Raw genomic sequence first — 13,961 nt, forward strand, 5'->3', positions numbered from 1 at the left:
GCGCTGCGCGAAGCCCGTCTCCTCCGTCGATACCGCCTCTGCACAACGCTCCGCTATGCCTTGGAAGCCAACGGCGAGAATGAGGGCGCGTGCTAACATTGATTGTTATTCCATCCCGAATTCAAGCAGCAAGCTAATGAACACCGAGACGTTTTCCACGCCACCCCACACGCTTGTGATTGCGTCGCGAGAGAGCCGCCTTGCGATGTGGCAGGCCGAGCATGTGCGATGTGCGCTGCACAAATTATATCCATCTTGTGACGTAAAAATCCTCGGAATGACGACACGTGGTGATCAGATTCTCGATCGCACGCTGTCGAAGGTGGGTGGTAAAGGGCTGTTCGTCAAAGAGCTCGAAGCCGCGCTCGCCGATGGCCGCGCCGACCTCGCGGTGCATTCGCTCAAAGACGTGCCGATGGAACTTCCGGCGGGCTTCGCGCTGTCCACCATCATGGAGCGCGAGGACCCGCGCGACGCGCTCGTGTCCAACCAGTACGACTCGCTCGCCGCGCTGCCGGCCGGTGCCGTGGTCGGCACCTCGAGCTTGCGGCGTGAAGCGATGCTGCGCATGCGCTATCCGCATCTCGACGTGCGGCCGTTGCGCGGCAATCTCGATACACGACTCGCCAAGCTCGATCGCGGCGACTACGCGGCGATCATTCTGGCCGCGGCCGGTCTGAAGCGCCTGGGTCTCGCCGATCGCATCCGCGCGCTGCTCGATCCCGACGATAGTTTGCCCGCGGCGGGCCAAGGCGCGCTCGGCATCGAGATTCGCGCCGATCGCGCGGACCTGGCCGCATGGCTCGCGCCGCTGCATCATCAGCACACCGCGGCGGCCGTCGAAGCCGAGCGCATGGTGTCGCGCGCGCTCGGCGGCAGCTGCGAGGTGCCGCTCGCCGCCTACGCAAGCTGGCGCGATGGCGCGCTGCATCTGCGCGGCATCGTCGCGACGCCGGACGGCCAGCGCGTGCTGAGCGCTCAGGCGTCGGCGCCGGCGCCCACGTTGGAACGCGCGCTCGCGCTCGGCGAGCAAGTGGCGCATTCGCTCGCGCAGCAGGGCGCGCTCGACATCGTGCGCGCGCTCAGTACGGCGAGCGGTCCCGCGGCCGGCCCCGGCGTGGCGGCCAGCGAGTGATGGCCGCCACGCCGCCGCAGAAGGCGCCTTTCACGGTCGTGATCACGCGGCCGGCCGGCCAGTCGAGCGAACTCGTCGAACAGCTCCACGCAGCCGGCCTCGCGTCGCTCGATTTCCCTCTGATCGACATCGCGCCCGTCAGCGACGACGCGCCGTTGTGCGACGCGCTCGCATCGCTCGAACGCTATGCGCTCGTCGTGTTCGTGTCGCCGAATGCGGTCGATCACGCGTTCGCGCGCCACCACGATATCTGGCCGCACGCGTTGCCGATCGGCGTAGTCGGCCCGGGCAGCGTGCATGCGCTCGCGCGCCACGGCGTCAGCGCGCCCGAGCATCGCGTGATCAGCCCCGTGGCGGGCGCCGACGACGAATCGACGAGCTTCGACTCCGAGAGCCTGTTTGCCGCGATCGATGCGCAACTCGGCACCGCGAACCTTGAAGGCAAGCGCGTGCTGATCGTGCGCGGCGATGGCGGCCGCGAATGGCTCAGCGAGCGCTTGCGTGAGGCCGGCGCCGAAGTCGACGCGGTGGCCGCCTACCGACGCATCGTGCCGGAGCCGTCGATCGCCGCATGGGCGCGCGTGCACGAACTGCTCGCTGGCGCGCCGCACGCGTGGCTTGTGACCAGCTCCGAAGGCGTACGCAATCTGCACGAACTCGCGCACGAGCATCTGACCGTCAGCGAGATCGCGCAGCTCAAACACGCGCCGCTCGTCACGCCGCATCCCCGCATCGCGCAGACCGCGCGGGCATTGGGTTTTGATAGGATTACGGTGTCCGGCGCGGGCGACGAGCGCATAGTCCGAGCCCTCGTTGTTGCCGCCGTGCCTCCCGCCGTCCAACCGGTATCGTCCAACCCGGCTCAACCACGCATGACTGAAACGAACGCATCCACGAACGCCTCATCCCAGCCGCCGGCCAGCGCCGCGTTGCCGCCGAACCAACCCTTCACGCCGTACGAAGCGCAAAAGCGCCGCAGCACGAGCGGACCGCTGCTGTGGTTTGTCATCGTGGTCATCGCGTGCGCGGCAGGCGTGGGCGGCTTCGCGATGAACCGCAAGCTGGTGCGCACCGAGCAGCAACTCGCGCAGCGTCAGCAGGCCAACGACACGCAGAGCAACGAGCTGCGCATCAAGATCGACCAGGCGCTCGCCACCGTGCATCAATCGGACTCGCAGGTCGCGCAGCTCGAAGGCAAGCTCGCCGATGCGCAGGCCGCGCAGCAGGCGCTGCAACAGCAATACGCGGATCTCGCGCGCAATCGCGACGACTGGACGCTCGCCGAAGTCGGGCAGATGCTGTCGGCCGCGAGCCAGCAGTTGCAGCTGACCGGTAACACGCAGCTCGCGTTGTTCGCGCTGCAGAGCGCCGATACGCGCCTCGCCGCGTCGGACAGCCCGCAGGCGCTCGCGGTGCGCAAGGCGATCGCGCAGGACATCGACAAGCTGAAGGCCGCGCCATCCACCGATCTCACCGGCTTCGCGATCAAGCTCGACACCGCGATCGATCACGTCGACAGTCTGCCGCTGTCGGGCGAAGCACCGGTGCCGCATGCCACGCCGCATGCGACCACGTGGGCCGACACCGCGAAGGTGGCCGCCGCCACCGGCAAGCCGCGCTGGCAAGTGTGGATCGACGAGGTCACGCACGGCATCGGCGAGCAGCTGACGAGCCTCGTGCAGGTGCGCCGTATCGATAACGCCGACGCGATGCTCGTTACGCCGGATCAAGGCTACTTCGTGCGCGAGAACCTGAAGCTGCGTCTGTTGTCGGCGCGCCTCGCGCTGCTGTCGCGCAACCAGACCACGCTGAAGTCCGACCTGCAGGCGGCGCAGTCCGCGTTGACGCGCTACTTCGACGCGTCGTCGAAAGACACGCAGACGGTCGTCGATCTGGTCAAGCAGGTGGACGCCGGTTCGGCCGCGGTGGAACTGCCGAACCTCGATACGAGCCTGCAGGCCGTCAATCAATACCGGAACCGGGGTTAATCATGGCGATCCGGGGACTTCTATGGCTCGCGGCGCTGTTCGCCATCGCGGTCGCGCTCGCGGTGGGTGGGCGCTTCGACGCTGGGCAGGTGTTGCTGATCTATCCGCCGTATCGCGTCGACATGTCGCTGAATCTGTTCGTCGTCGGGCTGGTGGTGCTGTTCATCCTGCTCTACGCGCTGCTGCGCATCGTCCGCAATATCTGGCGCATGCCGCAGCGCGTCGCCGCCTACCGGGCGCGCGCGCGAGTCGCGAAGGCGCACGCGGCGTTGCGCGACGCGATCGGCAACCTGTACGCGGGGCGTTTCTCGCGCGCGGAAAAGGCTGCCAGGGACGCGCTGTCGAACGGCGACAACAAGGGCGCGGCCGGCTTGATCGCGGCGAGCGCCGCGCATCGCATGCATGAGTACGCGCGGCGCGACGAATGGCTCGCGCAGATCGATGAAGCCGACTGGCAGGACGCGCGCCTGATGGCCACCGCCGACATGCGCGCCGACGGCCGCGACGCCGACGGCGCGCTCAATGCGCTGACCGAGATGCAATCGCAGGGCGCGCGGCGCATCCACGCGCAGCAGATCATGCTGCGCGCGCAGCAGCAACTGAAGAACTGGGGCGAAGTGCTGAAGCTCGTGAAGACGCTGGAGAAGCGCGAGGCGATCCATCCGGCGGTCGCGGTGCGGCTGCGTCAACTGGCGGCGGAGAATCTGCTGCGCGATCGTCGTCACAATGCGGACGCGTTGCTCGAATTGTGGCATTCGCTGTCGGCGACCGAGCGTCATTCGCCGCGCCTTGCCGACACCGCCGCGGAACTGCTGGTCGCGCTGAACCGTCCGCAGGAGGCGCGCAAGATCGTCGAGGAAGCGCTCGCGCAGAACTGGGATGCGCGCCTGCTGCGCCGCTACCCGGACACGGCCGGCGGCGATGCGCTGCCGCTGATCCAGAAGGCCGAGGCGTGGCAGAAAGACCGGCCGGAAGATGCGGACCTGATGTTCGCGTTGGGGCGCCTGTGCCTGCATCAGCAGTTGTGGGGCAAGGCGCAGTCGTTCCTCGAACGCGCGCTGAAGCTGGCCGACAACGAGACGCTGAAAATCCGCTCGCATCGCGCGCTCGCGCGTCTGCACGAGCAGCTAGGAGACACCGACAAGGCGAGTCAGCACTATCGCGAGAGCGCGTTGGCAATGAACGTGACGTGAGTCCGGCGGTTTCGGTCACGCGCTGAGCCGCGAAAGCCTGTGAAACCGCTTGATGGCCGCAGCCTCGCGCTGCGGCCATTTGTTTTTCCGGCGGCCGGCGTTCCGGCGGCCGGCGCCCGGCTCGAATCGGCGGGTCTGCGCTTTGCTTCGCCACGTCACTGGATGCGCAACATCGGAGGTGTTCAAGTGGCCAGCGACGCTATGACGGTGCATACCGATACCGGCAGCGGCGACGTCGAGCGCAAGGGCGTCGTCGTAATTACAGGAGCAAGCGCCGGCGTGGGGCGCGCGAGCGCGTCCGAATTCGCGCGGCAAGGCTATGACGTTGGGCTGATCGCGCGCGAGCCTCGGCGGCTCGCGCGTGCCGCCGTTGAGATCGCCGCGACCTATGGGGTGCGCGCACTCGCCTTTGCGGCCGATGTCGCCGATGCCGACGCGATCGAGCGCGCCGCGCAGCACGTGAATCGCGAGCTGGGCGGCATCGACGTGTGGGTCAACGTCGCGATGGCGACCGCATTCGCGCCGGTGTCCGCGCTCAGCGCGCGCGATGTCGAACGAGGCACGCAGGTGACCTATCTGGGGCAGGTCAACGGCATGCTGGCCGCGCTTGGCGTGATGCGTCCGCGAGGGCGGGGACGATCGTCAATGTCGGCTCGGCGCTCGGGTACCGGTCGGTGCCGTTGCAGTCGATCTATTGCGGCGCGAAGTTCGCGGTGCGCGGCTTCACCGATTCATTGCGCTCCGAGTTGCTGCACGATGGCATCGATATCCATCTGACGATGGTCGACCTGCCCGCGGTCAATACGCCGCAATTCGACTGGGCGCTCAATCGCACAGGGCGCAGGGCACGGCCGGTAGCGCCGGTTTTTCAGCCGGAAGTGGCGGCGCGGGCGATCTACTTCGCGGCCACCCATCGGCGGCGGCAGGTGTGGGTCGGGTGGTCGACGGTCAAGGCGATTCTCGCGAACCGGGTCGCGCCGACGCTGCTCGATCGCTATCTCGCGCGTGCGGGTTACGACGGTCAACTGACCGACGAACCGTTGCCAGCCGATGCGCCCGCGAATCTCTATGAACCGGTACCGGGTGACTACGGCGCGCATGGTCGCTTCGATGATGAAGCGCGTGCGTACTGCTGGGAGATGTTTACCGATCGGCATCGCGATGCGGTGTACGGCGCGGCGGTGCTGGCGCTGGCCGGCGGTGTTGCGTGGCTGGCGAGGCGCAGGCGGCCTTGATGCGCAGCCGCTCTGCCGGTTCACTGTCGCCGACGAGACGACTGGACTATTCTACGAATGACGTACCGCCCACGATCCGTGGCGCGGCGTCTCGACGCGAACATTCCAAAATGGAAGCGCACAGGCCAGTTCCTCCCAACGAACAGACTGCTGTGATCAGCGCGCGCCGCTGGATGCGCTGGCTGCCGGGGCTGACGGTGCTCAAGGCGTACCGTTTAAGCTGGCTGCCGAGCGATCTGACGGCGGGCCTGGTATTGACCACGATGCTGGTGCCCGTCGGGATCGCCTACGCGGAGGCATCCGGCGTCCCGGGCGTGTACGGCCTCTACGCGACGATCGTCCCACTGTTGGCGTATGCGCTGTTCGGCCCGAGCCGGATTCTCGTGCTCGGCCCCGACTCTGCGCTCGCGGCTCCGATTCTCGCGGTCGTCGTGCAAATCGCGGCCGGCGACCCGTCGCGCGCGATTGCGGTGGCCAGCATGATGGCGATCGTGTCCGGCCTGTTCTGTATCGTGATGGGCTTGCTGCGGCTGGGATTCATCACCGAGTTGTTGTCGAAGCCGATCCGGTACGGCTACATGAACGGCATTGCGCTCACCGTTCTGATCAGCCAGTTGCCCAGACTGTTCGCCATCCGGATCGAAGAGCGCGGGCCGTTGCGGGACATCGTGAGCCTCGTGCAGGGCGTCGCCGCTGGCCACGCCAACTGGTACAGCTTCGCGGTGGGCGCGGCAAGCCTTGCACTGATCCTGTTTCTGAAACGCTTCGAAAAGCTGCCGGGCATCCTGATCGCCGTGATCGTTGCGACGTTGTGCGTGACCGTCTTGCACCTCGATAGCGTCGGCGTGAAAGTGCTCGGCAAGATTCCTCAAGGCCTGCCGACCTTTGCGCTACCCTGGGTCAGCGACGCCGATCTGGTCAAGATACTGCTCGGCGGCTGCGCGGTCGCGTTGATTGCGTTCGCTGATACCAGCGTGCTGTCGCGGACTTTCGCGGCACGTTTTCGCAGCCGCGTCGACCCCAATCAGGAGATGGTCGGGCTCGGCATGGCCAATCTGGCGGCCGGCCTGTTCCACGGCTTCCCGATCAGCAGCAGTTCGTCGCGCACGCCGGTCGCCGAGGCCGCGGGCGCGAAGACGCAACTGACGGGCGTCGTCGGCGCGCTTGCAGTCGCGGCGCTGCTGATGGCCGCGCCCAATCTGATGCGCTACCTGCCCAACAGCGCGCTCGCCGCGGTCGTCATTGCTGCGGCGCTCGGTCTCTTCGAGATCACGGACCTGAAGCGGATATTTCGCATCCAGCAATGGGAGTTCTGGCTGTCGATGGCCTGCTTTGCCGGCGTCGCGGTGTTCGGTGCGATTCCCGGCATTGGCTTCGCGGTGGTGATCGCGGTCATCGAATTTCTGTGGGACGGCTGGCGACCGCATTATGCGGTGCTCGGTCGCGTCGAGGGTTTGCGCGGCTATCACGACGTGCAGCGCTACCCGGATGCCGAGCGTATCGCTGGACTCGTGCTGTTTCGCTGGGATGCGCCGCTGTTCTTTGCGAACGCCGAGCAGTTTCAGCAGCGCCTGCTCGAAGCCGTCGCCGAATCGCCGTCACCGGTACGGCGCGTGGTGGTGGCAGCCGAACCGGTGACGAGCGTTGACGTCACCTCCGCCGACATGCTGCGGGATCTGACGCGCACGCTCGACGAGCGCGGGATTGCGCTGCACTTTGCGGAGATGAAGGATCCGGTTCGCGACAAGCTCAGGCGCTTCGAGTTGACCGATCTGATCGGCGATGCGTGCTTTCATCCGACCGTGGGCAGTGCGGTTGATAGTTATGTCGAGATGGTTGGGAAGGAATAGTGTTCGAATCCGGCACGACCTCACCTGCTTCAAGACTGGCTCTATTCACCGCGTTGCCGTTTCAACTCGGAATAGTCACGATTGAGGAGAACGTCCATCAGGACCGGCGTTTTCGATTCGTCCGGAGCTGGATTCTGTGGGTCGGGGTCGCCGAAAGCAAATTCGACGTCCACCGGAAATCGGCTCGTCGGCAGGTTCGAAGCACGATAGCGATAGTGATGCAGACGAACCTGCGGCGGCACTGCTCCCATATCATTGCCGGGCCGCCGCTCGCCGTTGCCGTCGACCCAGTAACCAATATCGACCTGGAGGAGGTCTTCCAGCGTCGAGCGGCTAATGTCTGTCAATAGTGGATTGAAGCGGATCGTGAAGTGCGTCGCGACTTGCTTGGCCTTCGTGCGGTCGGCGGAGGGGTCGAGCGGATCGGGTACCACAACTACGATGATTTGCGTCCGCGGGAAAGCCGGATTCACGAAGGAATACTCCGTAACACCTACGACGCCGCGCTCGGGTCGCGCCGCGAGAATGCGGCCGAATATCGTATGTGCGGGATCGAAGGGCTGGTCGTCCCGCAGCATCGCCATTGCCGTGGTCAATATCCTGAAGGCCATATCGCGCTGAGCGTCAGTCACAGTCGGTCTCATTTCAGCTCCTGGCCCCGACGCTTCCGACAGCGTCGGCGTACTGAGCTGTGCATGTACCGGGATTGCGAACGAGAGGATCACCAGGATTGCGCCAGTACGCCTGAACCACTTCCGCGCAGGCGTAGGCATCTTCTTCATGAGGTTGGCTCCTATAGCCGGTTTCGAATTGCGCCATTTTTTGTGCTGTTTCAGCGGAGACGTTCAGCAGCTCGCTACCGTCCTTGATCCCCTTCTGGGGCGGAAGCGTCGGGCAGGACCTCATCTGCTTCAAGACTGGCTCTATTCACGGCGTTGCCGTTTCAACGCGGAATAGTCACGATTGAGGAGAACGTCCATCAAGACCGGCCTTTTGGATTCGCCCGGAGCTGGATGCTTTGGATCGGGGTCGCCGAAAGCAAATTCGACATCCACCGGAAATCGGCTCGTCGGCAGATTCGAAGCACGATAGCGATAGCTATGCAGTCGAATCTGCGGCGGCGTCGCTCCCATATCGTTGCCGGGCCACCGCTTGCCGTTGCCATCGACCCAGTAACCGATATCGACCTGGAGGAGGTCTTCCAGCGTCGAGCGGCTAATGTCTGTCAATAGTGGACTGAAGCGGATCGTGAAGTCCAGCATGACTCGCTTGACCTTCGTGCGGTCGGCGAAGGGGTCGAGCGGATCGGGTATCACAACTACGATGATTCGTGTGTCCGGCAACACCGGATTCTCGAAGGAATACTCCGTAACACCTACTACGCCGCGCTCAGGCCGCGCCGACAGAACGCGGCCGAATATCGTACGCGCGGGATCGAAGGGTTGGTCGTCCCGCAGCATCGCCATTGCCGTGGCCAAGATCCGGAAGGCCATGTCGCGCTGAGCATCGGTCACAGTCGGTTCCATCTCAACTCCTAGCCCCGACGATCCTGAGAGCGTCGGCGTACTGAGCTGTGCATGTACCGGGATTGCGAACGAGAGGATCATCAGGATTGTGCCAGTAGGCCTGAACCACTTCCGCACAGGCGTAGGCATCTTCTTCATGAAGTTGGCTCCGATAGCCGGTTTCGAATTGCGCCATCTTTTGTGCTGTTTCAGAAGAGACATTAAGCAGCTCACATACCTTCCTTTCGGCAAGGGGAAGATCTCGCCTGACGAACTCCCAGCCCGGCTTGTCCTGCATGTAGGAAATTAGCCAGTAGTAGTGGAATACAAGCATCCTGTGCAGACCGATGTGAACGCGATGATCGTCGGGCAGCGTCGTGTTTCCAGCCGCTGCATAGGTTTTTTTCAGAGTCGTCGACCTATACACCAATTGGATATTCGGCAGGTCCCTGTAGTCGTCTGGAAAGTGCTGAAGCAAAGAGAACATCCAGAAGTACTGCTGGCAGTGGCGAGACTCGTGATACAGCGTGTCGGCAAATGCCCTGAGACGGTTATCCAGCGAGGCCGGCTGGTCCCTGAGCTCGATGATGCGCGCGATTTCGCTCTCGTTGACGGCGATGAGCCAGTACTTCCCAAGGAATGCGGCGCTGACATCCTGTCGCAGGTTGTACTCCGTTGCCCGCTTTGGATTAGTAATCACAAGCTTTGGCATGGCACTACCATTTTCCGAGTTGGCGGTATCCGGTCGTGGCAATCCAAATGGCCCGGCGCTAAGCGCGTCTTCCAATTTCGGCATGACTGCGTTTTCGATCATCTCTCTCGAACTGAGCGTCAACGGCCACGTCACCCCGGCCCAATCGATTCCCTGCAACACAGTCTTGATCGCAGCCGTATAAGTCTTAGTCACCGGGTATTCGACATCCTTGCGCATCGACATGCCTGCTGGCGTGTCGGCCTCGGTCGCACCGTTGATGAAGTGATAAAAGCGCAGCCCGAAGTTTATCGGATCGCACGAGACGAATTCGGGCGGCTTGTCTTCCGTCGTCGCGCTCGGATCGGGAGAGGCCACGGCCTTTCCGGCGACCCTGGCACTGCGCTTCTCGGCGTTGGGTAGTGCGCCCGCAAACGGCTCGTTCGCCTCCCTGATCACCGCACCTTTGCTCACCGCAATGACTTTGTCCGGCTCACTCGCGGCAAACAGTTCGACCGTCGCGAACGCAAGCATATTACTGGTGACGAGACTCATCTCTCCAAGCGCGTTGGTTACACCCTGAATCAGCTGACCATCGTCGAGTGTGATGCGGTACGGCTGATTCGGCAGTGCGAAGCCCGAATCGTGTTCGATCAGAACATGATGTGCCGCAAGCTTGCCGGGATTGCCTGGCGTAACCGGCACATTGACAGGGCGGGCCGCTGGCCCGTCGGTCCGATGACTACGCGCATGAACCCGATGCTCCCCATCCGTGTAGACCTTGTACCCCTCCGAACTGATGACCACCTTCGTGTTACCGGCATGGAAAACGATTTCCTTGCTGGCCATCAGGTTGATCGAATCGGTTCTACTGATAATGCTGACGACTCGTTGCGCGATAACCTCGACATCATCGCTTTGCGCGTCGATCTGCACCTTGCCTGACGCAGCCTTCAGCCTGATGCCGAGATGTTGCGCGAACACCCGCACGCCGTTGACCGCCGACGCCAGCAGCGATTTCACCGCTGCGATGCTGACGTGTCCGCCCGCGGTGAGCGCGACGTGATCGACACTCGCCACGTGCGTGCTTTGCGCTGCGGTGAGACCGACCCCCGCCGCGCTGGCCAGCACTATGTCGGGCTGGGCAAGTTGCGGAAAGGGCCGCTCCGCGCTCGCCGCACCGCCGCGTATCGCGTCGTTCTGCCGTTTGATGGTCCGCGATACGTCGCTTTGGCTGGTCTGCGGTTCCTGTGCGTCGTATTGTCGAGCGAGACCCGCGAGGTTCTCGTGGATACCGCACGCCTGTGTGAGGCGCGCCACGGTCTCGCCGATATCCTTTGCCGGCCCGGTCGAGCCGTGACGCGCGTCGGTGCTGATCAGCATGCCCCTGTTGGCGCGCGCGACACCCCATGCGTCAGTGGCCAGTTCCCAGCCTTCACCGCGCGCTTGCTGTCGGCCGACCTCGCGCACGACGCGCGTGTTGTAGCCCAACACGAGGCGCGACTGCGCGTGATCGCTGGCGAGCTGCGCCTGGAGTTGGTCCGGTGTGTCGTCCAGTACGACGTGATTGCTCTGGCCGGCGCGGCCATCCTTGAGCTCATTGCTCAGGACGCCAGAGAGTGCCTGGTTATCCGGTAGCTTCCAGGGCGGCTGGTTCCGGTCATTGACCATCCTGTCCGATACGTATGGCTTATCCGGGTCCCCTTCGTGGTAGCTGACCGAGACCTCCTGACCGACACGCGGCGGATAAATCGCGCCGAAGCCATTGCCCTGCCACGGTGACGACACGCGCACCCAGCAACTGGCGCTTTCGCTTGTCGGGCCAAGTCGGTCCCATACGAAACGCACCTTCACCCGCGCGTATCCATCGACCCATATCGGCTGATCCTCGGCCGCCACCACGATTGCCGTTTCCGCCGCGCAGCGCGGCTTCTTCTTCGGGCAGCTTCTGAAGAACGAATTGGCGGGTTGAAGCACGAAGTCGGTCATGCACTGGCGCAGCGCATCGTTAGTGTGGTCGCCGGGCGACTGTGTGTTCTGCGGCGCATTGCGAATGTCGAGCGTGGTCGACACTACCAGGTACTCCGCGTTGATCTCCCGCTGTGGATGGTCGTTTAGCCAGAATGTTTTCCCCGTTGTCAGGCCGCGTAGATTTCCTTGCCCCTTCAGACGCAGATGACGGCTGCGCATTGCATCGACGCGCACGCTCGCGAGGTGTTCGGCTTCATTGCGGAAGTGGTTTCGCTTACCTGACAATCCCGCCGCTCCAGCGAGCGGCTGCGAATAGTCGCCCCAGCGGTGTTGCTCGATGTTGTCGTAGGACCAGTCGCTGTGGCTGTTGTACTCGCCCTCGAAGCGCTCGCCGGAGCGCGTGTAGTCGTAATCGATCAGACTGACCTTGCCTGTCGTGATCTGGCGCGAGACCTCGATCTTGTGAATGTGCTCTTCGTCCACGTGCCGGTCAGCGCGCGCGTGATAGCGTAGCGAGTCGTACGCGTTGTCGTGCTGTTTGTGCGAGCCGGGTGAATCGCACAGTACCAGCGTCATACCGTCGAACAGGTAGTAGATTCCCCATTCTCTCCAGACGCGAGTCAGGAACTCGAAGTCGGATTCCCACATCTGCCGGACATAGTCCCGCTTCGGGTAGCCGTCGCACAGGCCGGGCGCGCCGAGTTCCATCAAGACCGGAAAGTGATACCGCTCCTTGAGTATCCGGTCAGTGATGTCCATCACGCTCGCGTCGTGAAAGATCCTGCTTTCGCAGGTTTTCGTGGCCAGCCACAGCCAGGGACGGACGACGAATCGGTAATAAGCGCGCCGGCCGTCGGTGCCTGTCTGTGTGATGCCCGTTATGAGGCCCGAAATCGTGCGGTTGCCCGCGCCCGCGCCCGCGCCCGCGCGTGCCGCGTTGCCGGGTTCAAACACCTGCCGGTCGAATAATCCGTTGCCGTCGAAAGCGATCGAAACATCGATGACCTTGCCAATCAGGCTATCGAGTACGACGAGTTCCTGTGCTTGCCACAATCCGAGCGTCTGACTTTCGATCGTCGCCACGTCGAGCGTGTATCGATAGAGTTTGCCCAGGGCTTCGGTACCGCGTAGGCGTAGCGGGGCCAACAATGGCTCATCGCCCCATGTGGGCAGCGCGTCACTGGAAAGACCTAAAGTGCGGTTCTGTGCGGTTTTGAACATGCTTGCACGAATGCGAATGGGTGGCGGCAATCAGCAAGCGATCAGCACGCAATCAGAATCGCGCCGCAGCCAGTGCTGTCGCCGGCATAGCTGACGCGCCTGCCGTGATGGGTTCGCTGGCCGGTCGCGATGATCGGATAGACCCCGCCACACTTCGGACAATCGACGCCGTGCCCATCGAGTGCAACCGGGACGCCCATATGCATCAGGTCTGGCGCGGCCTCGATGACCGTGCCGTCGTGGGTCGTCTTGTCTGCGAGTCGCGTCATTGGTTGGCCGTTACCGATCTTCATCGCTCTTCCCTTGTTATGTGCGAACGACAGTATCGGGAGTGGCGTGGCCTGGGGCTTTCGGAATTGGATGAATTTGAGCCCGGATAGGATAATTATTTAATTTATCGGGCGAACAGGGCCTTGGTGCGCGTTGCGCTTGCTGGCCGGGCCCGTGTTGTCTGCTGTGGATCGTTATTCCGCGGTTTTTGCGGAAGACACAGGGGAAGGGGATGCCCCGAGTGACAAGCGGGGAGCCGCGCGTACGTAATATGTGAAGCCCGCGCGGGGGTTACAACATGCATCGCGAGTTGACGACGCGCGCCTCGGCAGCGGTCAGCACCGCGCTCCTCGGGCGGCATTCGCGGGGCAAGCGCCCGAGGCGGCGGCCGTCAAGGCCGCTTAAGGTTTAAAAGGCTTGATCGTGAAGTGCTCGCCATGCGCGGCACAATCGTTGACTACCGCGTACCACCAGGCGCGGGTGACCACGTCATTTCTGCCGTTGATGTCGTTGGGCGTCGCCACAGTGTTTTCTTCCAATGCGAAATCAGCTTGCGCCGTGATCAGACCAGCTTCGCGTCTTTTCCGGTCAGAAAATCCACGCCATTGCAGTAACCGCTTCTCGTCCGCCCAATACACCCAGATATCAAGACCATTGTTTGGCCACGCGTAGCCAACGACACAAAAGTGGTTGGTGCCTCGATTCTTCTTCTCAGATGACAGCAATTTCCTGATCGCAACTTCCGGCGGCCCGTAGTAAGGATCGTTGTCCGGGAGGGTGCGCTTCAACGGTTTTGGGTCGAATTCGGGCGGGAAGTTATCCGTTGCCTGGGCAGGCGATACAAGTACCAACAGGAAAAAACAGAAAAGATGTACAAGCTGTTTCATGCCTGAGTTCCTTCA

The 13,961-nt window shown here is 63.3% G+C and carries 9 protein-coding genes and 1 pseudogene; 5 read left to right on the plus strand and 5 right to left on the minus strand.

Translation table 11 applies throughout. The features are described from left to right. Window positions 1-136: 136 nt before the first annotated feature. The 5 genes and pseudogenes from hemC to OKW43_RS17980 all read left to right on the plus strand — a co-directional run bounded on the left by hemC (window position 137) and on the right by OKW43_RS17980 (window position 7,401). Window positions 137-1,135 (plus strand): hydroxymethylbilane synthase, encoded by a 999-nt coding sequence (hemC, locus tag OKW43_RS17960; protein ID WP_429448801.1) that lies wholly within the window; start codon window positions 137-139, stop codon window positions 1,133-1,135. After that, complete coding sequence (gene hemDX / locus OKW43_RS17965; RefSeq protein ID WP_429448803.1) at window positions 1,135-3,123, plus strand: fused uroporphyrinogen-III synthase HemD/membrane protein HemX; 1,989 nt, start codon at window positions 1,135-1,137, stop codon at window positions 3,121-3,123. Before hemC ends, hemDX begins: the two co-directional genes overlap by 1 nt. Window positions 3,124-3,125: 2 nt before the next feature. After that, window positions 3,126-4,316 (plus strand): heme biosynthesis protein HemY, encoded by a 1,191-nt coding sequence (locus OKW43_RS17970; RefSeq protein WP_429448805.1) that lies wholly within the window; start codon window positions 3,126-3,128, stop codon window positions 4,314-4,316. Between the two features lie 201 nt (window positions 4,317-4,517). Continuing rightward, window positions 4,518-5,551: pseudogene (locus tag OKW43_RS17975) on the plus strand (SDR family oxidoreductase). Window positions 5,552-5,661: 110 nt separating this feature from the next. Continuing rightward, window positions 5,662-7,401: a SulP family inorganic anion transporter gene (locus OKW43_RS17980; protein WP_429448807.1), complete on the plus strand. Its 1,740-nt coding sequence runs from the start codon at window positions 5,662-5,664 to the stop codon at window positions 7,399-7,401. Between the two features lie 41 nt (window positions 7,402-7,442). On the opposite strand, the gene OKW43_RS17985 is transcribed toward OKW43_RS17980, so the two are convergent. The 5 genes from OKW43_RS17985 to OKW43_RS18005 form a co-directional block, all read right to left on the minus strand. Continuing rightward, window positions 7,443-8,045: a hypothetical protein gene (locus tag OKW43_RS17985; protein ID WP_187636672.1), complete on the minus strand. Its 603-nt coding sequence runs from the start codon at window positions 8,043-8,045 to the stop codon at window positions 7,443-7,445. Window positions 8,046-8,324: 279 nt separating this feature from the next. Further along, window positions 8,325-8,927, minus strand: a complete 603-nt coding sequence (locus OKW43_RS17990) for a hypothetical protein (protein WP_429448809.1) — start codon at window positions 8,925-8,927, stop codon at window positions 8,325-8,327. A 1-nt stretch (window position 8,928) separates the two neighbouring features. After that, a complete protein-coding gene (locus OKW43_RS17995) occupies window positions 8,929-12,789 on the minus strand; it encodes a type VI secretion system Vgr family protein (RefSeq protein WP_429448811.1) in 3,861 nt (1,286 codons plus the stop codon). A 41-nt stretch (window positions 12,790-12,830) separates the two neighbouring features. Next, entirely contained in the window at window positions 12,831-13,058 is a 228-nt protein-coding gene (locus OKW43_RS18000) for a PAAR domain-containing protein (RefSeq protein ID WP_429448813.1), read from the minus strand. Between the two features lie 402 nt (window positions 13,059-13,460). Then, window positions 13,461-13,946, minus strand: coding sequence for a hypothetical protein (locus OKW43_RS18005; RefSeq protein WP_187636581.1), 486 nt, complete (start codon window positions 13,944-13,946; stop codon window positions 13,461-13,463). Window positions 13,947-13,961 lie beyond the last annotated feature (15 nt).

Source organism: Paraburkholderia sp. WC7.3g (genome assembly GCF_050436345.1).
GTDB classification, from domain to species: domain Bacteria; phylum Pseudomonadota; class Gammaproteobacteria; order Burkholderiales; family Burkholderiaceae; genus Paraburkholderia; species Paraburkholderia podalyriae.

Coding starts and splice junctions, on each gene's coding strand:
- hemC (WP_429448801.1), top strand. CDS start 137: ATGAACACCGAGACGTTTTCCACGCCACCCCACACGCTTGTGATTGCG.
- hemDX (WP_429448803.1), top strand. CDS start 1,135: ATGGCCGCCACGCCGCCGCAGAAGGCGCCTTTCACGGTCGTGATCACG.
- OKW43_RS17970 (WP_429448805.1), top strand. CDS start 3,126: ATGGCGATCCGGGGACTTCTATGGCTCGCGGCGCTGTTCGCCATCGCG.
- OKW43_RS17980 (WP_429448807.1), top strand. CDS start 5,662: ATGGAAGCGCACAGGCCAGTTCCTCCCAACGAACAGACTGCTGTGATC.
- OKW43_RS17985 (WP_187636672.1), bottom strand. CDS start 8,045: ATGAGACCGACTGTGACTGACGCTCAGCGCGATATGGCCTTCAGGATA.
- OKW43_RS17990 (WP_429448809.1), bottom strand. CDS start 8,927: ATGGAACCGACTGTGACCGATGCTCAGCGCGACATGGCCTTCCGGATC.
- OKW43_RS17995 (WP_429448811.1), bottom strand. CDS start 12,789: ATGTTCAAAACCGCACAGAACCGCACTTTAGGTCTTTCCAGTGACGCG.
- OKW43_RS18000 (WP_429448813.1), bottom strand. CDS start 13,058: ATGACGCGACTCGCAGACAAGACGACCCACGACGGCACGGTCATCGAG.
- OKW43_RS18005 (WP_187636581.1), bottom strand. CDS start 13,946: ATGAAACAGCTTGTACATCTTTTCTGTTTTTTCCTGTTGGTACTTGTA.